This is a genomic window from Mesorhizobium sp. WSM4871 (genome assembly GCF_055811295.1).
In genome coordinates this window covers 567,380-592,293 of sequence record NZ_JBVVPU010000001.1, presented here as the reverse complement: position 1 = coordinate 592,293, position 24,914 = coordinate 567,380, and the positions used below count along the sequence as shown (strand labels likewise).

Below are 24,914 nucleotides of genomic sequence, written 5' to 3'. Positions count from 1 at the left end.
TGGGTTATTGACGGCGCCACACCTTAGCCGGCATCCCTGTTCGTCAGGGCGATGTGGCAGCAGCCGGAGCCGTGATCCGGCGTCCAGGTGACGTTGTCGAAGCGTATACCGGTCGCCTCGAACAGGCCACGATCGAAGGCGCCGGCGATGCGGCAAAGCGTGGCGAGCTTGTCTTGGTCAACGCCGGCCTCGATCCAGGCGTCCTTCAGCGGGCAGCGTTTCACCTTGAAGGCGATGCGGTCGGCGCTGCGTTCGACGTCGGCCGGATACATGCGGCCGCCATCCGGGCTGACGGCCAGGAACGCCTCGCCGATTGCCGGCGCATCATTGGGGCCGAAACCGGCGAAGGCCGCCGCCGCCACCTCCTTGCCGCGCTGCTCGATGGTGCGGGTCATGATCGCTTCGGCCCTTTCCGCGCCCAGTTCTGCGGTCAACTCGTCCAGGAACAGGCGATAGAGATCGGCCCGGTTGCGAAAGGCTGAATCGAGTTCGCGCGACAGTTTTTCGGCTCTGGCTTCGGGGTCTGTCATGATGCGTCCTGGCTTGTCGTCGGGGTCATGGTCCGGTTCGGTCGAGTTTTGGCGCCGCGGTCACCAGCGCCTTGCCGATGGCCGATTGCGGCGCGTCAATTACCGTGCGGGCATCGCCGCTCTCGGCGATCGTGCCGGCGTCAAGGACGACGAGGCGATGGGCGATGGCACGGACCACGCCGAGATCATGCGAAATGAACAGATAGGCGATCCGATCCTCACGCTGCAGATCGAGCAGCAGCCTGAGGACCTGTCCGCGTACCGACACGTCGAGCGCCGACACGGCTTCGTCGAGCACGATCAGCGACGGTTTCGTGGCGATGGCGCGGGCGATCGCGACACGCTGACGCTGGCCGCCGGAGACTTCGTGAATGGCTCGCGGCGCAAGATCAGGGCTAAGGCCAACGCGCTCCAATAGGTCGGCGATGCGGCGCGGGCGCTCCTGCCGGGACGCGATGCCATGGATACGCAAGGGATCGTCGAGCACACGCGCCACGGTGGCACGGGGGTTGAAAGCGGCGAGCGGATCTTGGAACACCATTTGCAAGCGTGCGCGCCGGCTGCGCAAGGTGGCGCCACCGAGGGCGAGAAAATCCTCGCCCTCGAACTGGATATCGCCGGCGTCGGGTTGGACCAGTCTGAGCACCAGCCGTGCGATCGTGGACTTGCCGCTGCCTGATGGTCCGGCCAGCGCCAGCGTTTCTCCGGGTTCGATGTGGAAGGAGACATCATCGACGGCGGCGATGGTCTTGCCGCCGCGGCGGTATCGTTTGGTGAGGCCGGAAACGCTCAGCAACGGACTGCTCATGCCGAAGGTCCGGCCTGCCGCGAAAGCGGTTCGGCGTCGAGGCCGAGATGGGCGTCGAGCAGCGAGCGTGTGTATGCGTGGCGCGGGGCGCTGACGATCTGCCTGGCCGCACCGATTTCGACCAGTTTGCCATGCCGGAATACGGCGATGCGCGCGGCAAGCTCGGCGGCCAGCGCGATGTCGTGGCTGATGAACAGCAGCGTCATGCCGTCCTCGGTCACCAACTTCCGGATCAATGCAACGATCTCGGCCTGCACGATGGTGTCCAGCGCGCTGGTCGCCTCGTCGGCGATGAGCAGTTTAGGGCCGGCCGCTATCGCGGCGGCGATCGCCACGCGCTGTTTCTGGCCGCCGGAAAGCTGGTGCGGAAAGGCGCGCAAGGCGGCGTCCGGATCGGGCAAGCGGACGCGTTCGAGCAGGATCTTTGCCTTGGCATAGGCTTGCGGCCAATTGAGGCCGAGATGGGTGTGGGCAACTTCGGCGATCTGCTTGCCGACCGTCATCACCGGATCGAGGCTTGCCGACGGGTCCTGGAAGACGAAGCCGATGTCGCGGCCACCGAGCGGGGTGTGGTCCGGGTTGGCGGCGGATTTTTGAGCCTTGCGTTCCATGAGGCCCCCCTCTGTCCTGCCGGACATCTCCCCCTCAAGGGGGGAGATTGCGCTCTCATCTCCGCCTTCGCCAATCTCCAAGGTCGCAGGAGAGGACCCAACAGCGAAACAGCCAATCTCCCCCCTTGAGGGGGAGATGTCCGGCAGGACAGAGGGGGGTGCCTTGGCACCCAGGGTTGGTGAGAGCGGCAAAGACCAGTCGATGCGGCCGCCGACTATGGCGGGAGCCGGCAACAGCCCGGCAATCGCCAGCGCCAGCGTGCTCTTGCCAGACCCACTCTCGCCGATGACGGCCAGCCGCTCGCCGGCGGCAATATCCAGGCTGATGTCTTTCAGGGCCGCCACCTCGCTGCCGTCGCGGCGGTAGGTCACTGTCAGATCGCGGATCGAAAGCAGCGCCGTCACGACAGGCTCCGTCTCACCGCCGTCGTTTCGACGACGCCTTCGCCGGCGAGATAGACGCCAAGCACGGTTAGCACGAGCGCGATGCCCGGAATGACCGACAGGAAGGGCGCCGTGCGCAAAACGGCACGGCCTTCGGCGATCATGCCGCCCCAGGTGACGCGATTGGGATCGCCAAGACCGAGGAAGGATAGAGCGGCTTCGGTGAGGATGGCGGCAGCGACGATCACCGAGGACAATGCCGCCACCGGCGGCAAGGCGTTGGGAAGAATTTCGCGAAAGGCGATCTCCAGCGGGCGCATGCCGATGACGCGGGCGCCGGCGACGAAATCGCGCTCGCGGATCGACAGCACTTCGGCTCGCGCCACGCGCGCTGGCCCAGTCCAGGCGCCAAGCGCGATCGCCACGACGACGACCCCGAGCGAAGGCCCGACGACGCTGACGAAGGCCAGCGCCAGGAGGAAGCTCGGCACGGTCTGGAAGGCATCGGTGATGCGCATCAGCACGTCGTCGACGAGGCCGCCGGCAAAGCCTGCCAGCGTGCCGACTATCGCGCCGACGGCAAGAGCGGCGGCCGCCGCCGCCAGTCCGACAGCCAGCGACGTGCGGGCGCCGTGAAACAACTCGGCCAGCACGTCGCGACCGAGCCGGTCGGTGCCGAGCGGCAGCGACCAGTCCTGGAAAGGCGGCAGCAGCGCCGGCCCGGCAATGGCTTGCGGATCGCCGGGAAAGATCCAGGGTGCGGCGAGCGCCATGGCGAACAGCACCGCCAGAATGACCGTGCCGGCGAGTGCTTCCGGCATGCGAAGAAAGCGGCGAAGCGGGCTCACGCGCCGGCCTCGCTGGCGCCGACGCGCGGATCAAGCAAAGCATAGGCGATGTCGACGAGAAGGTTGATGAGGATGACCAGAACGGCGCTGACCAGGATGATACCGAGCAACAATGGTGTGTCACGCGCGGCCACCGCTTCCTGCGCCAGCCGGCCGAGACCGGGCACGGCAAAGACGCTTTCGATGACGACGCTGCCGCCCAGCATCTGCGCCGACTGCAGGCCGAGCATGGTGACCAGCGGCAGCAGTGCGTTGCGGGCGACATGGGCGAGCACGATGCGGCGGCGCGAAATGCCCCTGGCGCGGGCGGCGAGGACAAAATCCTGCCGCCAGGCCTCGGCCATGCCAGCGCGCATCATGCGCAGATAGAGCGCCAGATAGATGAAGCCGAGCGCGGAGACCGGCAGGACGAGATGGATAGCAATGTCGGTGGCACGGGCAAGGCCGGTCTTGGTCGACGCGATGCTCTCGATGCCGCCGATCGGCAGCCAGCGCAGGTCGACGGCGAAGATGACGATCAGCACCAGGCCGAGCCAGAAACCGGGGACCGCATAGAGCGCCAGGGAGCCGACCGACAGGAAACGATCGCGAAAGCTGCCGGGCCTGGCGCCGGCGTAGATGCCGAGCGCCGAGCCGAGACCGAAGGAAAGCGCGGTGGCGCTGCCCATCAGGATGAGCGTTGTCGGCAGGCGCTCGAGGATGACGTCGCGGATCGGCCTGGAAAAAGTCACCGACTGGCCGAGGTCGAGATGCAGCAGCGCCCAGAGATAGTTGGCCAGCCGCGTCAGTTCCGACTGGTCGAGACCCCAGCGATGGCGCAGCAGTTCGATCATGCCGGCATCGCCGCCGGTCGAGACGATATAGGCGTCGACCGCATCGCCGGGAGCGAGTTCCAGCAAAAGGAAGGTGCCGATGACGACGATCAGCAGCACGAAGACGCTGCCGACGAGACGGCGGCGGAGGAGGGTGAGGGCGCGGTTCATGGCGATGACTTGACGCCGTGCCCGTCAAGAGAGGTGCTGCGCCAAGGCACCCCCCTCTGTCCTGCCGGACATCTCCCCCGCAAGGGGGGAGATCGGATGTCATCAACGATTTCGCCAATCTTCAACGCGGCAGGCAAGTGAGTCGACGTTGCGGACAGCCAATCTCCCCCCTTGCGGGGGAGATGTCCGGCAGGACAGAGGGGGGTGTGAAGGAACTCGGCATTTGACGAAGTTTCCTCACCGATTTTATCGCGAACTCTCATCCGTGAGAGTGTGTCACGATTCCAAATACGTGTCCGCCCAGTTCGACACCGCCCAGCGCGGGTTGTTGGCGATATTCTCGACGGTATCCCGCGCGACGCTGATGAAACTCCATTCGGCGACGTTGATCAGCGGCAGGTCGGTGGCGACTTGTCTCTGGAACTCCTTGTAGAGTTCGGTGCGGGCCGATGTGTCGAGTGTCTCGGAGGCCTTGGCGATGAGGGCGTCGAGATCGGCGTTCTTGTAACCGCCCTGGTTGGAGAAAGGCACGCCGTCCGGAATGCCGCTCTGCACCAGAATTGTGGTCGAGATCGCCGGATCGCCGCGAAACACCGGCGGGCCGACGGCAAGGTCGAAGGCATGATCGGTGTAGACGGCCTTGATATGCGCGGGCGAGTCGTTGTTGACCAGTTCGGCGTCGATGCCGATGGCGGCGAGCGCCTGGCGCAGATAATCGCCGAACTGCCTGGTCTCGTTGAAATAGGGAGCCGGCAAAAGTTTCAGGGAAAAACGCTTGCCGTCGTCGCCTCTGATGTAGCCGGCTTCGTCGAGCAGCGCATTGGCCTTGGCGACGTCGAAAGCGTAGGTCGGCACGTCGGCGGTGTAGAACTGCGGATCGTTCTTCGGCACCGGACCAGTGGCGGCGGCGGCATAGCCGAGGAAGATCGTCTTGACGACGAAATTCTTGTCGATGGCGTGGGCGATCGCCCGGCGCACCTTGAGGTCGGCGAGTTCCTTGCGGCGATGGTTGATCTCGACGACGAGCTGATAGGTCAGTCCCTCGTAACCCTTGGTGATCACCTTGAGACCCGGCACCTTGGAGATGCGCTCAAGGTCGGCCAGCGGCACGGCGGAGAAGGCGGCAAGGTGGATCTCCTCGGCCTCCAGGGCGCTGGCCGCCGAGGTGCGATCGGGCAGCACCTGGTAGATGATCTCGTCGAGATAGGGTTCGTCCTTGCCCCAATAGTCAGTGTTCTTCTGCAGCCGGTAATACTGGCCGGCCTTGTATTCGGCGAATTTGAACGGGCCGGTACCGATCGGCGCGTTGTTAGCCGGGTTGTCCTCGATCTTACCGGTGTCATAGACGTGTTTCGGCACGACGCTGCTCAACGCCGGCAAGGCATTGCGGATCAGCTGGAACGGCGTCGGCTTGGCGAATTTGAACACGGCGGTGAAATCATCCGGCGTTTCGACGGCCTCCAGATCCTTGAACACGGTGCGACCGAGATTTTGCAGCGGCTTCCATATTTGCAGCGCCGAGAAAGCGACATCGGCCGATGTGAACGGCTTGCCGTCATGCCATTTGACGCCTTCGCGCAATTTGAACGTCGCCGACAGGCCGTCGGCAGCTCCTTCCCAACTGAGCGCAAGGCGCGGAGCCAGCCCGTCCTTGCCGTCGAAAGAGGCTTCGGCCAGCGTTTCGACGATCTTGCTCGAAATGAAGAAGACGCCGTTGGAGGCAACGATCGCCGGATTGAGATTGCGCGGCTCGGAATCGGCGGCAACCACCAGCCGGCCGCCCCTTTTCGGCGTCTGCGCCCAGCCGATACCGGGCATGGCGGTGGAGGCCAGAAGCATTGCCGAACCGGCAAGCATGGTGCGTCTGGAAATCGTGAAGCCTGACATGATCGAACTCCGTCCTCGCCGTGATCCGGCCGGTGCGCCAATACCCCTCGGATACTCGCGAGCCCGCCAGCATCCTGCAACAGCGATTATGGGCTTTGTCCGGGGTTTCGCCAGAGATGGATTTGGCGCATCTTCATGTGGCTTTGAAAATTCCGTCCGCTGGACCAGTTGTAGCGAAGCGGCTCTATTCGACCTGATCTGGTAGGACCAGGTCAGGTTGATGTCACGACGTACGGGCGACAAAACATGCGAGCGTAGCCGTTCGGGCTATTGCTGGCTGGACCAGACCCGGCAAAATAGTGCAGATTTGATCGACAGCGAGCGTATCGGGATCGAAAACAGCCGGCGATCCCACCGGCCGCCTAGGAATTCAGGGAGAGAGAAATGAACATCGCCCCGGGCAAGAATGCCGTCAGTGCCATTCCGTTCGACCATGCCAGGGTTGACCGGTTGATGGAGGAGGCCGGCATCGATGTGCTGCTCGCCACCTCCAAGCACAATACGCAGTACCTGCTTGGTGGCTACAAGTTCATCTTCTTCGCCGCCATGGATGCGATCGGCCATAGCCGCTATCTGCCCGTGGTCGTGTACGAAAAGGGCGGGCCGGACCATGCCGCCTATATCGGCAACCGCATGGAAGGCGGCGAGCACCAGAACCACCCGTTCTGGACACCGACGCTGCATACCGCCTGCTGGGGCACGCTCGATGCCGCCAATCTCGCCGTCGAGCACTTGAAGACGATCGGCAGGGGCGCTGCCCGCATCGGCATCGAGCCGGCTTTTCTGCCCTCGGACGCGTATATGCTGATCCGCAAGGCGCTGCCGGACGCCAAGCTGATCGATGCGACCGACATGCTGGAGCGCATGCGCGCCATCAAGACTGATGCCGAACTGGAGAAGCTGCGCATCGCCTCGGAACTGATCACCGATTCCATGCTGGCGACCATCCAATGGGCGCGCGAGGGCACGACCAAGACCGAGATCATCGAACAGCTCAGGCGCGAGGAGACCAATCGCGGCGCGCATTTCGAATATTGCCTGCTGACGCTTGGTTCCAGCCACAACCGCGCCGCCTCGCCGCAAGCATGGAAGAAGGGCGAGGTGCTGTCGATCGATTCCGGCGGCAATTATCACGGCTATATCGGCGATCTCTGCCGGATGGGCATTCTGGGCGAGCCAGACGCCGAACTGGAGGATCTGCTGGCCGAGGTCGAGACGGTGCAGCAAGCGGCCTTCTCCCAGGTCAGAGCAGGCACGCTGGGCGGCGACATGATTTCTCACGCGGAGGGCGTGCTTAAGAGATCCAAGGTCGCGTCGTATACCGATTTCTTCGCCCACGGCATGGGGCTGATCACGCATGAGGCGCCGTTCCTGATGACCAACCATCCGGTGACCTACGAAGGCACCTATGCCGGACAGCCGCTGGAAAAAAACATGGTGCTGTCGGTCGAGACAACCATGCTTCATCCAACGCGCGGCTTCATCAAGCTGGAGGACACGGTTGCGGTCACCGACACCGGTTATGTGATGTTCGGTGACCGGGGCCGGGGGTGGAACAGGGGCGGGGTGGCTTAGCGCGCGTTTTTGCGGCCAGAACCCCGGTAACTCTGGAAGAGTTCGATCCCCTTTGGAAGACGGCGCAGAACCCTGGGTGCCTCGAGAGACGTCAGGGCTCCGTCGTATCGAAATCAACAGCAAATCCCGCGTAGATCGCGCTTCGCGCAATGAGATCGCCAAGTTCCCAGTCCGTGAGTTCGCAAAGCGGAAACGCTCTTCTCACGGCGTGGTTAACTTCGGATATCGAAACGCTCGGGTGGTCGACATTGTCAATCAGGTAGCGGACGATCGCAAGGCGAACGTCCGACAAGGTAGGCGTCTGCGCGAGCGCGGGCATCTCCGGCCTTACGAATGGAGCCGTGGTTCTGCGCCCTCGGCTGCCGTTACGTCGAAAGCGACGGGCACGCCGTGAGTGACGCATGCCGCCGCCAGCATCTCCTCCAACTCGTGGTCGGTTGCGATGCAAGCCGGTATGAGCGTTCGGATGGCGCGGATTGCCTGTGCGATGGAGAGAAAGTGTGCCTTGCCCCTGGAGAGAACATAGGCTTCGGCGGCTCTTTCAACCGTGAGTGTGTGAAAGGTACTGGCCATCGAGAATTTCCTCCCTGAAATTCTGCCAAAGATGATTTACGGCCAATACGCGGCGGCCTTCAAGATTATGTCTGAAAGCGGACAATCAGGCGGAGGCCAAGCCAAAATAGCGCTGCTCCTCCTCGCCGTAAGCGCCATGGGTCAGCTTTATCATCCCGGCGCGGTCGACAATGGTGATCTCGCCCCGCTTGGCGTGAACCAGCCCCCTGTATTCAAGCATTTGCAAGGCGGTGGTAACGCCAGGACGCCGGGCGCCGAGCATGGTCGCCAGGAATTCATGCGTCAGGTAGATCTTGTTGCCTTCGACGCGGTCGTGGACCATCAGCAACCAGCGGGCCAGCCGTTCCTCGATTTTCGAATGGCCGTTGACCAATGCCGTCCGGGACGACTGGATAAGGAACGCGTGGGCATAGCGGAGCAGTGACTCGCGAAGGGACAGGCTTTTTGCAATCGCGGAGCGGAGATTTTCAACCGGCAGGCTCCAGCCTTTGCTGGCGACCTGGATATAGGTTTCATTGGAAGACCTGTCCTGGCCGAGTATGACTGCCACCCCGGTCATACCGTCGTAACCGATGATGCCGACTTCGCTTTGCCGGCCTCCGGTCATGGTGGCGACCACAGAAGCGATACCCATCTCTGGAAAATACACATGCTCGATCGGTTGATACGGGATTTCCAGCTGGGCTTTGATGGCCAGTTCGACGTGACGCATTGCCGGCTGCAAAAGCGCGAAATCCTCCGGGGAAAGGGCCTTCAATAGCTGGTTGCGAAAAAGAGACTGGGGCATGGCTCTCTCCCAGACGGGCAAGAGCACGTACCCTCTTACTGTCGGCTGCATCCGAAGCGCTGGCGGCCGATACGCAAGCATAAGCTTAAATGCGCGGTTGGCAAAGCCCCGCCGCGCAGAAGCCACGTTTCCTCACTAGAGCATGATGCCGAAAAGTGTGAAGCGGTTTTCGGACGACATCATGCTGTATCTCTTTGATTTAGAACCGGATTCAGATTTCAGGTCGACTTTGGCGTGAAATCATCCGGCTCTAGTCAGGCGGAGGTGGTTTGCCAGCAAACCGGTGAGAGCCTTTCGAACCGCCACCGGCGAACAGTGCTATCAACGACTCCCGCCAGGCGGCAGCAGCCTGAAATCCGGCAATTCCCGCAAGCCCAGTTCCGGCCCGGCCGGCGAATAGACGACGAAGAGCTGCATAGGCCCGTCGCCGGTGTTCAGCGTCGAATGGAAGCGGCTTTCCGGCACATAGATGGTGCAGCCGGGGCCGACCTTTTCGACCACTGGATTGCCTTTCTCGTCCTCGACCATCTGTTCGCCATGGCCGGAGATGACGAAGATGATCTCTTCCGCACCCGGATGGTTGTGACGTGTGTGGCCCTTGCCGGAGGGCAGGTCGACGACGCCGCCGGAAAAGCGCTCCGCGCCGTTCACTTCGGGCGCCACCGTCAGCGAGAGCTTGCCCCAGTCGAAGCCGAAGGCGCTGACGTCCTTCGGATAGACAAACACCTTGCTCTTGTCGGTCATCGTCTCATCCCTTCTTTTTCTTCGCAGTCGTTTTGGCAGCAAGCGTCACGGCCTTGAAATCGGCGGTCTGCCTAGCGATCGCCGCTTCCGCCGGCAGCCGCTCCATCGAGCTTGCGCCATAGAAACCATGCAGGCCCTTGCAGCGATCAAGAATGTAGCGGGCGTCGTCCGGCATCGAGATCGGGCCGCCGTGACAAAGCAGGATGATATCCTTGCGCACCGAACGGGCGGCGGCGGCGATGGCGTCGATCTCCCGCACGCAGTCGTCGAGCGACTTGGCCGAGGTTGCGCCGATCGAACCGCCTGTCGTCACGCCCATATGGGCGACGACGATGTCGGCGCCGGCTCGTGCCATGGCGCGTGCCTCATCCGAATTGAACACATAGGGCGTGGTCAGGAGGTCGAGCTTGTGCGCCTCGGCGATCATGTCGACCTCGAGCCCGAAGCCCATGCCGGTCTCCTCGAAGCTCAGCCGCATCTGGCCGTCGAACAGGCCGATGGTGGGAAAGTTCTGCACGCCGGAAAAGCCCATCGTCTTCAGTTCGGCCAGGAACAGCGGCATGATGACGAAAGGATCGGTGCCGTTGACGCCGGCCAGCACCGGCGTCTTCTTCACCACCGGCAGCACCTCATAGGCCATCTCCTTGACGATCTCGTTGGCGTTGCCATAGGCGAGCAGGCCGGCGGCCGAGCCGCGCCCGGCCATGCGATAGCGGCCGGAATTGTAGATGATGATGAGGTCGATGCCGCCGGCTTCCTCGGCCTTGGCCGAAAGGCCGGTGCCGGCGCCGCCGCCGACGATCGGCACGCCGTCGGCGATCATCTTGCGGAATTTCTCCAGGATCTTCTTGCGCGGGATAGCGGCCATGCTGTCAGGTCTCACTTGCTGGCGATGTCGAGGAAGGCCGCTACCGCGGCCTTGGCGAATTCGGTGTCGTTGATGTGCAGCGGCAGGCGGGTCACGCGCCGGTTGGCGCCCGGCTGGATCGTGCGCTCGATGGCTTCGAACAGCGCGGCATCGGCTTCCGGATCGAAGAAGGCGCCGCCTTCGATGTCGAGAGCCGAGACGCCCTTCTCCGGGATGAGGAAGCGGACCGGACCATCGCAGCGGGCCAGTCCTTCGCCGATCCATTCGCCGATTGCGCGGCATTCGTCCGGCGTCGTGCGCATCAGCGTCACGTTCGGATTGTGCTCGTAGAATAGCCGCCCGCGATAGCGTTCCGGAATGGTCGGCGGCGCCCAGAAATTGACCATGTCGAGCGCGCCGACCGAACCGACATAGGGCAGTCCGGTGCGGGCAATGGCGCCGAAACGATCCTCGGTCGCCGGCAGCACACCGCCGAACAGGAGATCGCAGACTTCCGTCGTGGTGATATCGATGACGCCGGACAGCATCCCGCTGTCGGCGAGCTTTTCCATGGCGCGGCCGCCGGTGCCGGTGGCATGGAAGACCATGCAGTCATAGGTCGAGCGCAGCTCGTCGGCGATGGCCGTCACGCATGGCGTGGTGACGCCGAACATGGTGAGGCCCAGCGCGGGTTTGCCGTCGGGCGGCGGCGCAGGGTTCGCCGCCATGCCTGATATCGCCTGGGCGGCATTGTGCAGCACGACTCGCGACAGCCGGTTCAAGCCAGCCATGTCGGTCACTGCAGGCATCATGACAATATCGGAGACGTCGACATAAGGCGCGGTATCGCCCGAGGCGAGCGTCGAGACCATGATCTTGGGCAGGCCGAGCGGCAGCGTGCGCATGCCTGAAGTGATGATCGAGGTGCCGCCGCCGCCGCCAATGCCGATCACGCCTGCGATGTCGGCGCGCGACTGCGCGAACCGGGCGAACGCGATGGCCATGGCCGCGACCGCGCTGCCGCGGTCATCGATGCCGAGCACGGCAGGGCTGCCGCCGGGATGGTGGCCGGCGACGTCTTCGGCCGAAACATCGACCGGTACGGTGGCCGTGCGCGTGCCAACATCGACACGCACGACAGCGGCTCCGGTAGCGGTGATCGCGTCGGCCAGGAAGGCGAGTTCCTCGCCCTTGGTGTCGGCAGTGCCCACCACGTAGATGCGCTTCATCGCGTTTCCCGCTCCCCGGCGCGCTCGGCGTCGTTGCCTGCCGCTCTTTTGCCCGGCCGCGAAGGCCATTGCAATTTTTTGAGACGCGCGTATCGTATTGATATGAAAGTCTCACGTCAACAAGCAGTGAACGACGATGCCGATCGCAGTGGCGGCCGAGGAGCCGAGCGCGGTGCCCGGGCACGTACAAGGCGATTGATGCTGGAGACGGCGACGAGGCTGATGCAGGAAGGCGCAACGCCTTCGGTCAGCGAGGTCGCGGAGGCGGCGGAGGTTTCCCGCGCGACCGCCTATCGCTACTTCCCGAGCCAGGCGGCACTGGTGCAAGCAGTGGTCGACGAGGGGCTCGGGCCGATCCTCACCTGGCAATCGAGTTCCACCGATTCCGAGCGCCGGGTCGCCGAACTGTTCGAGACGGCGATGCCGCGCATCGAGGCCTTCGAGGCGACGTTCAAGGCGGCGCTGAAACTGTCGCTCGACCAGTGGGCTCGCCGACAGGCAGGCACGCTGGGCGGCGAGCCGGCTTTTACGCGCGGCCATCGCGTCGACCTGTTGAAGGATGCAATCGCACCGCTCAAGGGCCGGCTTCCGCCACGCGAGTTCAAGCGCCTGGCGCAGGCCCTGTCGCTGATCTTCGGCGTCGAACTGCTCATCGTGCTGAAGGACATATGGGGGCTGGACAGCCGCAAGATGATGTCGGTCGCGCAGTGGGCGGCCGGCGCCCTGGTGCGTGCGGCGGTGGCGGAATCGATGCGCGAGGGAGGCGGAATTACGCCCGCGACGGCTGCGGAATAGTCTCAATCTGGTTCGACCAGATTGGAGTGCCAGTTACGCACAATAGTTGCAATGCTAGGGCCGAAACAAGGCTCTCGTGTATCAAGGAGTAGGAAAATCGAGAGAAAACAGGCAGATAATGCAGCAATCCGCTTGCGGGGCTGTCCGCTAACGTCCAAGAAAGAGCTTGACGCGCGTCCGAAATTGGTAATACCAGATCAGGACTGACAATGCAGATCGAAAGTGAGGGCTTGAGATCCATTTCCGACTGGGCGAGGAGGCTCAAAACCGGAATGGTGCCATCACGGCAGGAACTACCAGGGCCGACCTCGCAGCCGGCTCGCATGACAAGGTAGAATGCGCACAAGGGAGGAAATCATTATGCGCAAGACAATGACCAGCATGCTTGCTGGTATCGGCTTAGTGCTCGCCTGCGGAACGTCCGTCTACGCGCAGGACAAGGAACTCACCATATTCTGGGCTGAATGGGATCCGGCGAACTATTTGCAGGAACTCGTCAACCTTTACGAGGCCGAGACCGGCGTGAAGGTCACGGTCGAAACCACGCCTTGGTCCGACTTCCAGACGAAGGCCTTCACCGAGTTCAACGCCAAGGGCAGCGCCTACGATATGGTCGTCGGCGACTCGCAGTGGATCGGCGCGGCTTCCGAGGCGGGCCACTATGTCGATCTCACCGACTTCTTCAACAAACACAATCTGAAGGAGGTGATGGCGCCGGCGACTGTCAAGTACTACGCCGAATATCCGTCGGACTCCGGCAAGTACTGGTCGATCCCGGCCGAGGGCGACGCGGTCGGCTGGTCCTACCGCAAGGACTGGTTCGAAGACCCGAAGGAGATGGAAGCCTTCAAGGCCAAGTATGGCTACGATCTCGGCGTGCCGAAGGACTGGAAGCAGTTGCGCGACATCGCCGAATTCTTCCACCGTCCCGACGAGAAGCGCTACGGCGTCGCCATCTACACCGACAACTCGTATGACGCTCTGGTGATGGGCGTCGAGAACGCCATCTTCTCCTACGGCGGCGAACTTGGCGACTATGCCAACTACAAGGTCGACGGGATCATCAACTCCGAGCAGAACGTCAAGGCGCTCGAAGCCTATAAGGAGCTCTATTCCTTCACTCCTCCTGGTTGGGCCAAGAGCTTCTTCATCGAGGACAACCAGGCGATCACCGAGAACCTGGCGGCGATGAGCATGAACTACTTCGCCTTCTTCCCGGCGCTCATCAACGAAGCTTCGAACCCGAATGCCAAGGCCACCGGCTTCTTTGCCAATCCTCCAGGGCCGAACGGCGACCAGTTCGCCGCGCTCGGCGGCCAGGGCATCTCCGTCATTTCCTATTCCGAGAACCAGGAAGAGGCGATGAAGTTCCTGGAATGGTTCATCAAGGAAGATACGCAGAAGAAATGGGCGGAACTCGGCGGTTACACGGCAAGCGCCAAGGTGCTCGAGTCGCCTGAATTCCAGAACGCCACGCCTTACAACAAGGCCTTCTACGAAACCATGTTCAAGGTGAAGGACTTCTGGGCGACGCCGGAATATGCCGAGTTGCTCATCCAGATGAACCAACGCGTCTATCCGTACATCACCGGCAATCAGGGCACGGCCAAGGAAGTGCTCGATTCGCTCGCCGCGGACTGGAACGCGACGTTCAAGAAATACAACCGCGTGAAGTAAACGAGACTAACGCTCGGAGGGGGCGGAAGCCGCCCCCTCCGTTTTCTTTTCCGGACAATGAAGGAACGGGCCTTGGCCACTGCAGTCATGACCACGCTGGATCCCAATTCGCGCTCCGCCGCCCGCGGCATGAGCGATCTCACGATCCGCAATCTCTTCATCATTCCGACGATCGTTTTCCTGATCGTCTTCAACATCTTTCCGCTGATCTATTCGCTCGGCTATTCGTTCACCGATTTTCGCGCGTCGAGCCCGGCGGCTGCCAATTTCGTCGGACTGCAGAATTACCGCGAGTTGCTCAACGACCCGTTCATCTGGTCGAATTTCGCCATCACCGCCAAGTATGTCATCGTCTCCGTAGCCGGCCAGGTCATCGTCGGCTTCGGCGTGGCGTTGCTGCTCAACCGCGATATCCCGTTGAAGGGTCTGCTGACGACGCTGCTGCTGTTGCCAATGATGCTGTCGATGGCTGTCGTCGGCCTGTTCTGGAAACTGCTCTACGATCCGTCCTTCGGCATCATCAACTACACGCTCGGCCTCGGCTCCTTCGAGTGGTTGTCCAACCCGGACATGGCGCTCTACGCGGTTGCCATAACCGACATCTGGATGTGGTCGCCGTTCGTGATGCTGCTGTCGCTTGCCGGCCTGTCGGCGGTGCCGAAGCACCTCTACGAGGCGGCCGCGATCGACCGCGCCGGCTCGTTCTACACCTTCTTTCGCATTACGCTGCCCTTGGTCGCGCCGATCCTGATGATCGCGGTCATCTTCCGCACCATGGAGGCGTTCAAGACCTTCGACCTCGCCTACATCCTGACCAGCCAGCCAACCACCGAGGTGATCTCGATCCGGCTCTACAAGATGGCGTTCCAGGAATGGCAGACCGGGCGCTCCTGCGCGCTTGCCTACATCGTGCTGATCATGATCCTGGCGATCACCAACATCTACGTCAAATACCTGAACAAGGTGAAGGAGCGCTAGAATGGCCGCTGTCACCACCTCTACCGAGCGTTCGCTCAACAAGCTGGCCATCGTCAGTGTGCTGATCATCACAATGATCTTCCTGGCGCCGATCTACTGGATAGCCTCGACGGCGTTCAAGCCGCGCAACCTTGCCACCACCATTCCGCCGACGGTGGTGTTCCAGCCTGAGATATCACCCTTCGTGAAGCTCTTCACCAAGCGGTCGCAGTTGCGCACCGCGCCGACTCCGGAACAATACGCCGCCGCCCCGTGGTGGGAGCGGCTGGTGTTCGACGGCGGCGAGAAGGTGGTGCGCTCAGGCAGGGGCGAAGTGCAGTGGTCGGGTTATCCGAGCCGCTTCATGAACTCACTGATCGTCGCCATAACCTCGACCGTCCTGGCCGTCGGCATGGGCACCTTCACCGCCTACGGTTTCTCGCGCTTCAAGGTAAAGGGGGAGCAGGATCTGCTCTTCTTCATCCTGTCGACGCGCATGCTGCCGCCAGTGGTGGTGGCGATCCCGATGTTCCTGATGTACCGGGTCGTCGGCCTCAACGACACGCATTGGGGCCTGATCATCCTCTATACCGCCTTCAACCTCAGCTTCTCGGTCTGGCTGATGAAGGGGTTCATGGACGAGATTCCGAAGGAGTATGAGGAGGCGGCCCTTGTCGACGGCTATACGCGCATGGAGGCCTTCTTCAAGATCGTGCTGCCGGAGGCGGCCACCGGCATCGCCGCCACCGCCGTGTTCTGCTTCATTACGGCGTGGAACGAATATGCCTTCGCGCTGATCATGACCAACCGCCGCGCCCAGACAGCACCGCCCTTCATCCCCAGCCAGGTCGGTTCGGGCCTGCCGGACTGGACTGTGATTGCCGCCGGAACCTTCCTGTTCCTGCTGCCGGTCGCGATCTTCACCTTCCTGCTCCGCAACCATCTCTTGCGCGGCATGTCCTTCGGAGCGATCCGCAAATGAGCTTTCGCGCCATCAATCAGAAATATCTCGAGCCCGGCAGCCAGGTGCTGATGGTGCTTGGCATCATCGCGCTCTGCCAGCCGTGGAACATGCTGCTGCACAGCTATGGCGTGACCATCATCCTGATCGGCCTGATCGGGTTCAACATCACGTCGAAGATCGCGCCGGAGGAAAAAGCCGGTACCGGGCAGGTAGCAAATCCCGGGGCAGCACATCCGGGAGCACAGCATTGACCCAGATCGAGCTTCGCGGTGTCCAGAAGTATTTTGGCGCCGTCCAGGTCATCAAGGACCTCAACCTGAAGATCGACGACAACGAGTTCATCGTGCTGCTCGGCCAGTCGGGCTGCGGCAAGACGACGACGCTTCGCGCCATCGCGGGGCTGGAGACGATCGACGGCGGCGATATCCTCATCGACGGCAAGCCGGTCCAGCATCTCAAGGCCGCTGACCGCGACATCGCCATGGTGTTCCAATCGTTCTCGCTCTATCCGCATATGAGCGTCTACGAGAACATCGCCTTTCCGCTGAGGGCGACGCGCAAGAGCAAGGCCGAGATCGACCAGGAAGTGCGCTCGGTCGCCAAGACGCTGCAGATATCGGATCTGCTGGCGAAGAAGCCGTCGGCATTGTCGGGCGGCGACATGCAGCGCGTCGCCATTGGCCGGGCACTGGTGCGGCGTCCCAAGGCGATGCTGATGGACGAGCCGATCGGGGCACTCGATGCCAAGCTGCGCGAGGAGATGCGGGCCGAGATCAAGCGGTTGCACATCAAGCAGGGCTCGACCACCATCTATGTCACCCATGACCAGATCGAGGCGATGAGCCTCGCGGACCGCATCGTCATCATGCATGAAGGCGTGCTGCAGCAGGTCGGTTCGCCGGACGAGGTCTATTCGCGGCCGGCCAATCTGTTCGTTGCGCAGTTCGTCGGCAGCCCGGTGATGAACGTCGCCGACGCGGCGGTGGTGGAAAAAGCCTCGTCCGCCTCGGTGACGGTCGGCGGAGCCGCCACCGGCTTCGAATTCCCGGGCGTGTTGCTGTCGAAGCTCAACGGCCATGCCAGCGACAGACTTGCGCTCGGCATCCGCCCGGAAGGCGTCATCGTTCGCCGCGAAGCCGCCGATGGCTTCTTGCCGGTCGAGGCGCAGATCGTCGAACCGCTCGGATCCTTCGACATCGTCGACCTCAAGGTCGGCTCCCAGATGCTGCGCGCCCGCACCAAGAGCGGTTTTATCAGCGGGCCCGGCGTGAAGGTCTTTGCCAGGATCGATCCGGCCCAGACGCATTTCTTCGATAAGGCGAGCGGCAAGTCGCTGGGGGTGAGACTCTGATGGCCCATATCCAGCTCAAGAACATCTCGAAGACATTCGGCAATCACACCGCATTGACCGGGCTCGATCTCGACATTGGCGACGGCGAGTTCTTCGTGTTGCTCGGCGAGACTGGCGCCGGCAAGACGACAACGCTGCGCATGATCGCCGGCCTGGAGAAGCCGACCGAAGGCCAGGTCTTCATCGACGGCGTCGATGTCGCCAACTGGGGTGCGGCCGAGCGCGACGTGGCGCTGGTTCTGCAGCAATACTCGCTCTATCCGCGCTACACGGTGCGCCAAAACCTCGAATTTCCGCTGAAGCCGAAGATCCGCCGGCTGCCCGATGCCGAGATCAAGGATCGTGTCGATCGTGCCGCCCGGACGCTGCGGATAGAACATCTGCTCGACCGCAAGACCGACCGTCTTTCGGGCGGCGAGATGCAGCGCGTCTCCATCGGCCGCGCCATCGTGCGCAAGCCGCGCGTGTTCCTGATGGACGAGCCGCTGTCGGCGCTCGACGCCAAATTGCGTGAGGCGCTGCGCACCGAGCTGAAGAACCTGCAGATGCAGCTCGGCGCGACCTTCCTGTTCGTGACGCACGACCAGATCGAGGCGATGTCGATGGGCGACAAAGTTGGCGTGCTCAACCATGGCCGCATCGTCCAGACCGGCACGCCGTATGAGATCTACAACAATCCGCGCGACACCTATGTGGCTAGCTTCGTCGGTTCGCCGCCGATGAACCTGATCGACGGCAAGCTCGTCAACGGCCGCGCGGTGATGGCGCCACTGAATTTCGAGCTGCCTTTTGAGGGGAGAGCCAAGACAAGCGGCGCGACCGACGGCCGCCCGCTCGTCTTCGGCATTCGTCCCGAGGATGTCTATCTCGAGAGCGGGGCGCCGGTGGAAGCGCGCGTCCACGATGTCGAGAACCATGGCGTCGAGAAGATCCTGACTCTGCGGGTCGGCGACGCCATGCTGCGCGCCACGGTGCCGGCCAGGACCGATGTCGAGATCGAGCAGCCGGTGCGCTTTGCCTGGGATCCGGACAAGGTGGTGCTGTTCGACAAGGGCAGCGGCATCAATCTGCGCCACGCGGGATGAGGCGGGCGTCCGCTACTTCTGCAGATAGGTTTCGTAAGGTGCGTCGTTGATCAAGAGGATCACGCACTCGGTGTCCGAGAGGCACGCGTCGCCATGCATCTCATTGGCTTTCTGGGTCCAGTAGGATCCGGGAGGAAGCTCGACCTTGGTGGCCTCGCCGCCGTCCATTTGCCAATGCGCCCATAGACCCTGGATGACCACGGCGCGATAGTCGGCGGTGTGCGCGTGAACCGGTGCGCGCCAGTTGCCAGGGACCTTGAGCAGGGTTCCCGCCGGGCCCTTGGCCCGCTCGCCCCAGAGCGCTCCGAGGCGTTGCGGCTGGTCCGGCGCTTCGGCGACATAGGGGATCTTGCCGGCCGGCAGGTAGCTGTCTTCAAGAGCGAATGCCTGCCCGGGAACGAAGGACAGGGCGGCGAGCGCAAGCAGTAGAGAATGATTGGCCATAGCGGGTTCCTCCGCTTGCCAGATTATTCACGGGACGTTGCCGGGCAATGACGCGCCGTCCAAAAGACTTGGCAATTCCTCCGGGCTTAAATTAGGACGCGTCGTCGCCGCCGGTGTTGCGCAGATGGCTCGGCGCCACGCCGATGACCCGCTTGAACGCGCGGCTGAAAGACGCTTCCGAATCGTAACCCAGTTTCGCCGCCGCCACGGAAACCCTCATCCTGTCGCGGGCCAGCCATTGGCGGGCCTGGTGCATGCGCACGCGCAGCACATATCTGGCCGGCGTCTCGCCGACCACCGTGGCGAAGCGCTGGGCAAAGGCGGAGCGTGAGGCCCCCATCATCCGCGCCAGGGCTTCGACCGTCCATTCGCGTTCCGGCTGCAGATGAATGGCCGCCAGCACCTTGCCGACATCGGGATTTCTGACCGCCTCGATCCATCCGGTCGCGTCGCCGCAGCCATTCTCGACCCAGGAGCGAATGATCGTCGCCGCCAGCACGTCGGCGAGGCGCGCCAGAATGCCGCCTGATCCCACCCGATCCATCGTCACTTCGCCCGCCATCGCATCAAGCAGATGCTGGATGCCCGGCGCGTTCGCCATCAGCTTATGCGCCTGCATCAAGTCCGGCATCATGTCGAGCAACGGGTGCGAGCCGTCGAGGTTGAAATGCATGCTGCCGCAGAATAGCAGGGTCTTGGGCCCCCCGCACTCGTTCGAAACGTCGTAGATGTTCTCGCAGACCGGCTGGATCGTGTAGCGGCCGATCGGCACCGGAGGCACGCCCGGCGCGCTGGCCAGCACATGCTCGTCGCCGCGCGGGATCAGGAGCGCGTCGCCCACCGACAGCTCGACCCATTCCTTCGCGGGAGCGAACAGCCAGCAGCCCTGCTGGCCAATAAAGTGAAACCGGGCTGCCTTTTGGGCAGGGAAGGACACCGCCCAGGGTTCTCCCAACACGCAGCGTCCATAGTCGACGCCATCAAGGCGCAGGCCACGCAGCATGTCGGTCAGCGGATCGCCGGAAGTCGCCCGCGTTGTTTTGGACGAATTGTAATTCATTTCGGCGTTTCTAGCATGGAAACTCCAACTTGTCACTCCCATGTTGCAGTGCAGCCAAATGTTGCGCCGCAACCAGACGGAGATCCCAGCATGACCGAACCCGCCGCAGGCGTCATCGACGCCGCTGTTCTCGACGCCTCCGAATCCGAAGAACGGGCCGAGCCGGCCTGGGGCGCGGTGGTATCGCTGGCGCTTGGCGTGTTCGGGCTCGTGACGGCAGAATTCCTGCCCGCCAGCCTGCTGACGCGGCTGGCGCAGGATCTCGGCATCACCGAAGGTGCTGCCGGGCAAGCCGTCACGGCGACCGCGGTGGTTGGCGCGATTGCGGCGCCAACCATGGCCATCGTCACCAAGCGGCTCGACCGCAGGCTGGTCATGTGGGGGCTGACGGTGCTGCTGATCGTCTCGAACCTGCTCGCGGCCTTCGCATCGTCGCTTCCCGTGCTTCTGGCGGCCCGCGTCGTGCTTGGCGTCGCCCTTGGCGGTTTCTGGTCGATGTCGGCGGCGATGGCCATGCGGCTCGTGCCGATGCGGCTGATGCCGCGCGCCATGTCGATCATCCTCACCGGCGTTTCGGTCGCCACTGTCACCGCAGCTCCGGTTGGCGCCTATGTCGGCGACGTCTGGGGATGGCGCACCGCCTTCATGATCGCAGCCGTCGTCGGCGCCCTGGCGCTGGTGGTACAGATCGCCACGATTCCGCGACTGCCGCCGGCGGGCGTTGCCAGTTTTCGCACCTTGCTCGAGGTGATCAAGCGGCCGACGATCAGGGCGGCACTTCTGGTAGTGCTGCTGGTCGCCTCGGGACACTTTGCCGGCTTCACCTATGTCCGGCCATTTCTCGAGAAGGTTCCGGCGCTGGACATCGAGACGATCTCGCTGGTGCTGCTTGCCTATGGCATCGGTGGGTTCTTCGGCAATTTCGCCGGCGGCTTCATGGCCGAGCGCAACCTCAGCGCAGCCGTCGGCCTGGCGCCTCTGCTGATTGCATTGTCGGCGCTCATGCTACTCGTTCTTGGCGCCTCGCCAGTGGTGGCGGCGGTGGCGGTCACCGCCTGGGGCTTTGCCTTCGGCGCGGTGCCGGTCGGGCTGCAGACCTGGCTGGTGCGCGCCGCTCCCGACCAGGCCGAGAGCGCCGGCGGGCTGATGGTCGCCACATTCCAGGTGGCGATCGCGCTGGGCGCCGTCTTCGGCGGCCTGCTGGTCGATCACGCAGGCGTGGCCAGCGCCTTCGCCTATTGCGGTATCGCGACGCTGCTGGCGGCCTTGGCGACGTTCCTGATGGGACCGAAGTCCGAAAGAGCCTAAGCCGAGCGGCCGTCGAAGTCGAAAACCTCCACCGCGGCAAGGTCGAGGCCGTCCAGACAATTGATGTTGACATAAGCGCTTCGCTCACTCCCTTCGCTGACATCCTCGGCGAAGGGATGGATGCCGCAGGTGCGGCAGAAACGATGCGCGATGCCGCCCTTGCCGAACGTGTACCGGCCGAGATCATCGCCCCAAGCCAGCAGCCGCAACTTCTGATACGGCACGGCCCACAACAGCGCGCCTTTGCGAGAGCAGATCGAGCAATTGCAGTGCACGGCTCCGCCAAGCTCGCCCTCCACCTCGAATGCCACTTTGCCGCAATGGCAGCTGCCTCTGTAGTGCATCGGATTTCCTCTTTCGTCGCTTCGACAGGTGCAAACTCGCCCCCGCCGGGTTATGCCTTTCGCACGCCAGACGTTGGCCGCTGCCTGAAAGACGTTCAAGGCCTCCGGAGTCCGACACCGAAAATGCAATCCGCCCGCGATCGCCTCGAAGCCGTCCTTTCACGCCTCGCCGCGCGTGCGGACGATGAACGCGTTTTCGTAAAGCTCTATGCCGAAGCAGCACGAGCCGCGGCCGAAGCCAGCGATGCGCGCAAGCGGGCGGGCGTGAGGCTCAGCCCACTCGATGGCACCCTTGTCTCGATCAAGGATCTGTTCGATGTCGCTGGCGAGCCGACCACGGCCGGTTCGCTGCTGCTGGCCACCACGGCGCCGGCGGTGCGGGACGCCGTCATCGTCAGCCGGGTGCGGCAGGCCGGCGCGATCATCATCGGCAAGACCAACATGACCGAATTCGCCTTCACCGCGATCGGCGACAACCAGCACTACGGCACGCCTGGCAATGCGGTCGATGCCAGCCTGATCCCGGGCGGCTCGTCCTCCGGCGCCGGCGTTTCGGCCGGCGAGGCCACCAGCGACATCGCCATCGGCTCCGATACTGGCGGCTCGGTGCGCATCCCAGCCTCGCTCAACGGTGTCGTCGGCTTCAAGCCGACGGCGCGGCGCGTGCCTCTCGGTGGCGCCTTCCCGCTCTCCGCCACGCTGGACTCCATCGGCCCGCTCGCCCGCTCCGTCGCCGAATGTGCCGTGGCCGACGCGGTGATGGCGGGCGAGGAACCTGCAGCGCTTGTACCGCTTGCGCTTGCGGCGCTTCGTGTCGGCATCCCGCGCGGCCTGCTTTTCGAAGACACCGAAAGCGAGGTCGCCACGGTATTCGATCGTTGCCTTGCCAAGATCGCGCGGACAGGCGCGCGCCTGGCGGACCTGTCGATCGACGATTTGCTTGCCGATATGCGCGCGGCCACCAAGCGTGGTTCGATCGCTGCCATGGAAGGCGCCGAGATCCATGCCGACTGGCTGGCGACGGGCGCATCGGTGCCCGTCGACCCATGGGTGAGCGAGCCACTGTCGCGGGCCGCCACAATACCGACGCCGGTTTACATCAGGGCACTGCGCCGTCGCACGGCACTCTGCGCCGCCATGGACGAGCGGCTGGCGTCGGTCGATGTGCTGGCGCTGCCAACCACACCGGTGACGGCGCCGACCATCGTTTCGATGGCCGGGAATGCCGATCTGCGTGAACGCACTGAAGGTCTGCTGCTGCGCAACACGCAGGTCGCCAACCAGTTCGATCTCTGCGCGATCTCATTGCCGATACCAGGGACCGCGCGGCCGGCCGGGCTGATGCTGGTGTCGCGCAGTGGCCACGACCGGCATCTGCTGCGGATCGCTGCGGCAATCGAAGCGCTGCTTGGCCGTTGAGGCGCTTACACGTTGGCCGGAAAGCGCCGGCGGTAGTGCTCGACTACTTCGGGATTGCGCAGATTGACCGGCAATTTGTTGGCCAGCACCAGCAAGGCCTCGGCCGCCGCGCCGGTGCCCATGCGCATCATCGATTGCTCGGTGATCCCCGCCATGTGCGGGGTGACGATGACATTGTCGAAGCCGAAATAGGGATGATCCGGTGGCAGCGGCTGCGTCGCAAAGACGTCGAGCGCGGCGCCGCCGATGCGGCCTTTTTCCAGCGCTTCGATCAGTGCGTCATCGTCGATCACCGGTCCGCGCGAAACATTGATCAGCAAGGCATCCGGCTTCATCCGGGAGATGCGCTCGCGGTTGATCAGGCCACGCGTCTCCGGTGTCAGCGGGCAGCACAGAACGATGATGTCGCTCTGTTCGACCAGCGCATCGATCGACAGGAAGCCGACCCGGTCCGGCGCCGGCCGCATGCTGCGCGCCGCTGCCACCACGTTGAGGTCGAAGCCATGTGCGGCGATATGGCCGACCGCCTGGCCGATGGCGCCGAGGCCGACAATGCCGATCGTCTTGCCGGCGAGTTCGCTGGCCACCACGGTGTGCTCGCGACCGGCCAGCCAGCCCTTCGTGCGCAAGTCACGATCCAGCACGCGGAAACGCCGAAGCAACGCCAGGGCCGCGAACATGATGTATTCGGCGACGGACCGCGCGTTCACTCCCGGTACGTTTGCCACCAGCACGCCGGCGGCGGCTGCCGCTTCCATCGGGACCATGTCGAGGCCGGCGCCGTGGCGGATCGCGGCCCGGAGCTTGTTCGCCCCTTCGAAGAGCGCTGATGGCAGTGGGGCGCGAACGATGATGACATCGGCGTCCCGCGCCTCGGCGGCCAGCGTGGCGGCGTCGAGGGCGGAGGCGACAACGAGGTCGCCGGCGCTGGTCAGCATGGCGGAGGCGCGCGGGTGCAACGTGTGCGTCGACAGAATCCTGGGCATGTCAGACCTGTTCCAGCGCCGGGTTCTGAGGTTCCGTCCCGCCGCCTTCGATCAGGCCCTTCCAGTAGCTTTCCGCACCTTGCAGATGGGCGCTCATCAGCGCCTGGGCGAGGTTGCCGTCACGGCGCAGCAGCGCCTCGTAGATCTGGATGTGCTCGGCATGCGAGCGCACGTTGCGTTCGGGATCGTTGAAATAGATCGGCAGGCGTTGCTCGCCCATCATGTAGTAGACGCTGCACACATTGTGAAAGACGCTGTTCTTGGTTGCCCGCACGATCTCGAGGTGAAACTCGCGGTCCTCCTTGGCGAGGCCTTCGCCGGCCGCAATGCGCTCTTCCGAAGCTTTCAGAATCTCGCGCAGCCGCTCGAAATTCTCCTCCGTGGCGCGCGAACAGGCCAGCTCCGCCGCCTTGATCTCGTGGATCTTGCGCAATTCGACCGTTTCATAGATCCGCACCGGATCGAGCGGCAGGCCGGCCCGTGCGAACAGCGCCATCGCCTCGACACTGGCCTGCTTGGTGTCGATATAGATGCCGGATTTGGCGCGGCGCTCGACGATGCGCATGGCTTCGAGAATGGCCAGCGCCTCGCGGATCTGGCCGCGGCTGACGGCGAAATGCTCGGCCAGTTCGCGCTCCGACGGCGTCCGGCCCGTCCCGTTGTCGGAGTGGGAGAACAGATAAGCGGCGAGCTCGGCCAGAAGGTTCTTTTCTTTCAT

General features: G+C 63.5%; 27 protein-coding genes. 10 read left to right on the top strand and 17 right to left on the bottom strand.

From position 1 onward, the window contains the following. Positions 1–23 precede the first annotated feature (23 nt). From AC0L2H_RS02975 to AC0L2H_RS02950, 6 genes are all read right to left on the bottom strand, one after another. On the bottom strand, positions 24–530 hold the full coding sequence (locus AC0L2H_RS02975) for an L-2-amino-thiazoline-4-carboxylic acid hydrolase (RefSeq protein WP_473588782.1): 507 nt from the start codon (positions 528–530) through the stop codon (positions 24–26). 25 nt (positions 531–555) lie between these two features. After that, entirely contained in the window at positions 556–1,338 is a 783-nt protein-coding gene (locus AC0L2H_RS02970) for an ATP-binding cassette domain-containing protein (protein WP_473588781.1), read from the bottom strand. After that, positions 1,335–2,354 (bottom strand): ABC transporter ATP-binding protein, encoded by a 1,020-nt coding sequence (locus AC0L2H_RS02965; RefSeq protein WP_473588780.1) that lies wholly within the window; start codon positions 2,352–2,354, stop codon positions 1,335–1,337. The genes AC0L2H_RS02970 and AC0L2H_RS02965 overlap by 4 nt, the downstream gene beginning before the upstream one ends. Then, on the bottom strand, positions 2,351–3,181 hold the full coding sequence (locus AC0L2H_RS02960; RefSeq protein ID WP_473588779.1) for an ABC transporter permease: 831 nt from the start codon (positions 3,179–3,181) through the stop codon (positions 2,351–2,353). The genes AC0L2H_RS02965 and AC0L2H_RS02960 overlap by 4 nt, the downstream gene beginning before the upstream one ends. Continuing rightward, positions 3,178–4,164 carry an ABC transporter permease gene (locus AC0L2H_RS02955; RefSeq protein ID WP_473588778.1) on the bottom strand — a complete coding sequence of 329 codons (987 nt, stop codon included), beginning with the start codon at positions 4,162–4,164 and terminating at the stop codon, positions 3,178–3,180. Before AC0L2H_RS02955 ends, AC0L2H_RS02960 begins: the two co-directional genes overlap by 4 nt. 276 nt (positions 4,165–4,440) lie before the next feature. Continuing rightward, complete coding sequence (locus AC0L2H_RS02950; protein ID WP_473588777.1) at positions 4,441–6,051, bottom strand: ABC transporter substrate-binding protein; 1,611 nt, start codon at positions 6,049–6,051, stop codon at positions 4,441–4,443. Positions 6,052–6,435: 384 nt separating this feature from the next. Here AC0L2H_RS02950 and AC0L2H_RS02945 point away from each other — a divergent pair, with 384 nt between their 5' ends. Continuing rightward, positions 6,436–7,626, top strand: a complete 1,191-nt coding sequence (locus AC0L2H_RS02945; RefSeq protein ID WP_473588776.1) for a M24 family metallopeptidase — start codon at positions 6,436–6,438, stop codon at positions 7,624–7,626. A gap of 91 nt (positions 7,627–7,717) precedes the next feature. On the opposite strand, the gene AC0L2H_RS02940 is transcribed toward AC0L2H_RS02945, so the two are convergent. From AC0L2H_RS02940 to AC0L2H_RS02915, 6 genes are all read right to left on the bottom strand, one after another. Beyond that, positions 7,718–7,945 (bottom strand): hypothetical protein, encoded by a 228-nt coding sequence (locus AC0L2H_RS02940; protein WP_473588775.1) that lies wholly within the window; start codon positions 7,943–7,945, stop codon positions 7,718–7,720. A gap of 8 nt (positions 7,946–7,953) precedes the next feature. After that, positions 7,954–8,199, bottom strand: coding sequence for a hypothetical protein (locus AC0L2H_RS02935; RefSeq protein ID WP_473588774.1), 246 nt, complete (start codon positions 8,197–8,199; stop codon positions 7,954–7,956). A gap of 85 nt (positions 8,200–8,284) precedes the next feature. Next, complete coding sequence (locus tag AC0L2H_RS02930) at positions 8,285–8,986, bottom strand: Crp/Fnr family transcriptional regulator (RefSeq protein WP_473588773.1); 702 nt, start codon at positions 8,984–8,986, stop codon at positions 8,285–8,287. 321 nt (positions 8,987–9,307) lie between these two features. Then, entirely contained in the window at positions 9,308–9,730 is a 423-nt protein-coding gene (locus AC0L2H_RS02925; RefSeq protein ID WP_473588772.1) for a cupin domain-containing protein, read from the bottom strand. A 4-nt stretch (positions 9,731–9,734) separates the two neighbouring features. Then, positions 9,735–10,598 (bottom strand): phosphoenolpyruvate hydrolase family protein, encoded by an 864-nt coding sequence (locus tag AC0L2H_RS02920; protein ID WP_473588771.1) that lies wholly within the window; start codon positions 10,596–10,598, stop codon positions 9,735–9,737. A gap of 11 nt (positions 10,599–10,609) precedes the next feature. Further along, positions 10,610–11,806, bottom strand: a complete 1,197-nt coding sequence (locus tag AC0L2H_RS02915; RefSeq protein WP_473588770.1) for a Tm-1-like ATP-binding domain-containing protein — start codon at positions 11,804–11,806, stop codon at positions 10,610–10,612. A 102-nt stretch (positions 11,807–11,908) separates the two neighbouring features. On the opposite strand from AC0L2H_RS02915, the gene AC0L2H_RS02910 reads away from it, so the two are divergent. The 7 genes from AC0L2H_RS02910 (at position 11,909) to AC0L2H_RS02880 (ending at position 18,635) form a co-directional block, all read left to right on the top strand. Beyond that, positions 11,909–12,601 (top strand): TetR/AcrR family transcriptional regulator, encoded by a 693-nt coding sequence (locus AC0L2H_RS02910; RefSeq protein ID WP_473588769.1) that lies wholly within the window; start codon positions 11,909–11,911, stop codon positions 12,599–12,601. 360 nt (positions 12,602–12,961) lie between these two features. Beyond that, complete coding sequence (locus AC0L2H_RS02905) at positions 12,962–14,278, top strand: ABC transporter substrate-binding protein (protein ID WP_473588768.1); 1,317 nt, start codon at positions 12,962–12,964, stop codon at positions 14,276–14,278. A gap of 72 nt (positions 14,279–14,350) precedes the next feature. Beyond that, positions 14,351–15,256, top strand: coding sequence for a carbohydrate ABC transporter permease (locus AC0L2H_RS02900; protein WP_473588767.1), 906 nt, complete (start codon positions 14,351–14,353; stop codon positions 15,254–15,256). Between the two features lies 1 nt (position 15,257). After that, complete coding sequence (locus tag AC0L2H_RS02895) at positions 15,258–16,217, top strand: carbohydrate ABC transporter permease (RefSeq protein ID WP_473588766.1); 960 nt, start codon at positions 15,258–15,260, stop codon at positions 16,215–16,217. After that, positions 16,214–16,450 (top strand): hypothetical protein, encoded by a 237-nt coding sequence (locus AC0L2H_RS02890; protein ID WP_107651242.1) that lies wholly within the window; start codon positions 16,214–16,216, stop codon positions 16,448–16,450. Before AC0L2H_RS02895 ends, AC0L2H_RS02890 begins: the two co-directional genes overlap by 4 nt. Then, positions 16,447–17,550, top strand: a complete 1,104-nt coding sequence (locus tag AC0L2H_RS02885; protein ID WP_473588765.1) for an ABC transporter ATP-binding protein — start codon at positions 16,447–16,449, stop codon at positions 17,548–17,550. Before AC0L2H_RS02890 ends, AC0L2H_RS02885 begins: the two co-directional genes overlap by 4 nt. Continuing rightward, the gene (locus AC0L2H_RS02880) at positions 17,550–18,635 is read left to right on the top strand and encodes an ABC transporter ATP-binding protein (protein WP_473588764.1); all 1,086 of its coding nucleotides are present in this window, start codon (positions 17,550–17,552) and stop codon (positions 18,633–18,635) included. Before AC0L2H_RS02885 ends, AC0L2H_RS02880 begins: the two co-directional genes overlap by 1 nt. A gap of 12 nt (positions 18,636–18,647) precedes the next feature. Here the strand turns inward: AC0L2H_RS02880 and AC0L2H_RS02875 are convergent, their stop codons facing one another. Then, positions 18,648–19,079, bottom strand: coding sequence for a DUF4437 domain-containing protein (locus tag AC0L2H_RS02875; RefSeq protein WP_473588763.1), 432 nt, complete (start codon positions 19,077–19,079; stop codon positions 18,648–18,650). A gap of 91 nt (positions 19,080–19,170) precedes the next feature. After that, complete coding sequence (locus tag AC0L2H_RS02870; RefSeq protein ID WP_473588762.1) at positions 19,171–20,139, bottom strand: AraC family transcriptional regulator; 969 nt, start codon at positions 20,137–20,139, stop codon at positions 19,171–19,173. Positions 20,140–20,229: 90 nt separating this feature from the next. On the opposite strand from AC0L2H_RS02870, the gene AC0L2H_RS02865 reads away from it, so the two are divergent. Beyond that, positions 20,230–21,447, top strand: coding sequence for an MFS transporter (locus AC0L2H_RS02865; RefSeq protein WP_473588761.1), 1,218 nt, complete (start codon positions 20,230–20,232; stop codon positions 21,445–21,447). On the opposite strand, the gene AC0L2H_RS02860 is transcribed toward AC0L2H_RS02865, so the two are convergent. Further along, a complete protein-coding gene (locus tag AC0L2H_RS02860) occupies positions 21,444–21,791 on the bottom strand; it encodes a GFA family protein (RefSeq protein WP_473588760.1) in 348 nt (115 codons plus the stop codon). The genes AC0L2H_RS02865 and AC0L2H_RS02860 overlap by 4 nt on opposite strands. 123 nt (positions 21,792–21,914) lie before the next feature. Here AC0L2H_RS02860 and AC0L2H_RS02855 point away from each other — a divergent pair, with 123 nt between their 5' ends. Then, a complete protein-coding gene (locus AC0L2H_RS02855; protein WP_473588759.1) occupies positions 21,915–23,210 on the top strand; it encodes an amidase in 1,296 nt (431 codons plus the stop codon). Positions 23,211–23,215: 5 nt separating this feature from the next. Here the strand turns inward: AC0L2H_RS02855 and AC0L2H_RS02850 are convergent, their stop codons facing one another. Next, positions 23,216–24,196 carry an NAD(P)-dependent oxidoreductase gene (locus AC0L2H_RS02850; RefSeq protein WP_473588758.1) on the bottom strand — a complete coding sequence of 327 codons (981 nt, stop codon included), beginning with the start codon at positions 24,194–24,196 and terminating at the stop codon, positions 23,216–23,218. A 1-nt stretch (position 24,197) separates the two neighbouring features. Further along, positions 24,198–24,914: a FadR/GntR family transcriptional regulator gene (locus tag AC0L2H_RS02845; RefSeq protein WP_473588757.1), complete on the bottom strand. Its 717-nt coding sequence runs from the start codon at positions 24,912–24,914 to the stop codon at positions 24,198–24,200.

What these genes read in the sequence shown, in the direction of transcription:
- AC0L2H_RS02975 (WP_473588782.1), bottom strand. Translation starts at nt 530, where the DNA reads ATGACAGACCCCGAAGCCAGAGCCGAAAAACTGTCGCGCGAACTCGAT.
- AC0L2H_RS02970 (WP_473588781.1), bottom strand. Translation starts at nt 1,338, where the DNA reads ATGAGCAGTCCGTTGCTGAGCGTTTCCGGCCTCACCAAACGATACCGC.
- AC0L2H_RS02955 (WP_473588778.1), bottom strand. Translation starts at nt 4,164, where the DNA reads ATGAACCGCGCCCTCACCCTCCTCCGCCGCCGTCTCGTCGGCAGCGTC.
- AC0L2H_RS02950 (WP_473588777.1), bottom strand. Translation starts at nt 6,051, where the DNA reads ATGTCAGGCTTCACGATTTCCAGACGCACCATGCTTGCCGGTTCGGCA.
- AC0L2H_RS02945 (WP_473588776.1), top strand. Translation starts at nt 6,436, where the DNA reads ATGAACATCGCCCCGGGCAAGAATGCCGTCAGTGCCATTCCGTTCGAC.
- AC0L2H_RS02940 (WP_473588775.1), bottom strand. Translation starts at nt 7,945, where the DNA reads ATGCCCGCGCTCGCGCAGACGCCTACCTTGTCGGACGTTCGCCTTGCG.
- AC0L2H_RS02935 (WP_473588774.1), bottom strand. Translation starts at nt 8,199, where the DNA reads ATGGCCAGTACCTTTCACACACTCACGGTTGAAAGAGCCGCCGAAGCC.
- AC0L2H_RS02930 (WP_473588773.1), bottom strand. Translation starts at nt 8,986, where the DNA reads ATGCCCCAGTCTCTTTTTCGCAACCAGCTATTGAAGGCCCTTTCCCCG.
- AC0L2H_RS02925 (WP_473588772.1), bottom strand. Translation starts at nt 9,730, where the DNA reads ATGACCGACAAGAGCAAGGTGTTTGTCTATCCGAAGGACGTCAGCGCC.
- AC0L2H_RS02920 (WP_473588771.1), bottom strand. Translation starts at nt 10,598, where the DNA reads ATGGCCGCTATCCCGCGCAAGAAGATCCTGGAGAAATTCCGCAAGATG.
- AC0L2H_RS02915 (WP_473588770.1), bottom strand. Translation starts at nt 11,806, where the DNA reads ATGAAGCGCATCTACGTGGTGGGCACTGCCGACACCAAGGGCGAGGAA.
- AC0L2H_RS02910 (WP_473588769.1), top strand. Translation starts at nt 11,909, where the DNA reads ATGAAAGTCTCACGTCAACAAGCAGTGAACGACGATGCCGATCGCAGT.
- AC0L2H_RS02905 (WP_473588768.1), top strand. Translation starts at nt 12,962, where the DNA reads ATGCGCAAGACAATGACCAGCATGCTTGCTGGTATCGGCTTAGTGCTC.
- AC0L2H_RS02895 (WP_473588766.1), top strand. Translation starts at nt 15,258, where the DNA reads ATGGCCGCTGTCACCACCTCTACCGAGCGTTCGCTCAACAAGCTGGCC.
- AC0L2H_RS02890 (WP_107651242.1), top strand. Translation starts at nt 16,214, where the DNA reads ATGAGCTTTCGCGCCATCAATCAGAAATATCTCGAGCCCGGCAGCCAG.
- AC0L2H_RS02880 (WP_473588764.1), top strand. Translation starts at nt 17,550, where the DNA reads ATGGCCCATATCCAGCTCAAGAACATCTCGAAGACATTCGGCAATCAC.
- AC0L2H_RS02875 (WP_473588763.1), bottom strand. Translation starts at nt 19,079, where the DNA reads ATGGCCAATCATTCTCTACTGCTTGCGCTCGCCGCCCTGTCCTTCGTT.
- AC0L2H_RS02870 (WP_473588762.1), bottom strand. Translation starts at nt 20,139, where the DNA reads ATGAATTACAATTCGTCCAAAACAACGCGGGCGACTTCCGGCGATCCG.
- AC0L2H_RS02865 (WP_473588761.1), top strand. Translation starts at nt 20,230, where the DNA reads ATGACCGAACCCGCCGCAGGCGTCATCGACGCCGCTGTTCTCGACGCC.
- AC0L2H_RS02860 (WP_473588760.1), bottom strand. Translation starts at nt 21,791, where the DNA reads ATGCACTACAGAGGCAGCTGCCATTGCGGCAAAGTGGCATTCGAGGTG.
- AC0L2H_RS02855 (WP_473588759.1), top strand. Translation starts at nt 21,915, where the DNA reads ATGCAATCCGCCCGCGATCGCCTCGAAGCCGTCCTTTCACGCCTCGCC.
- AC0L2H_RS02850 (WP_473588758.1), bottom strand. Translation starts at nt 24,196, where the DNA reads ATGCCCAGGATTCTGTCGACGCACACGTTGCACCCGCGCGCCTCCGCC.
- AC0L2H_RS02845 (WP_473588757.1), bottom strand. Translation starts at nt 24,914, where the DNA reads ATGAAAGAAAAGAACCTTCTGGCCGAGCTCGCCGCTTATCTGTTCTCC.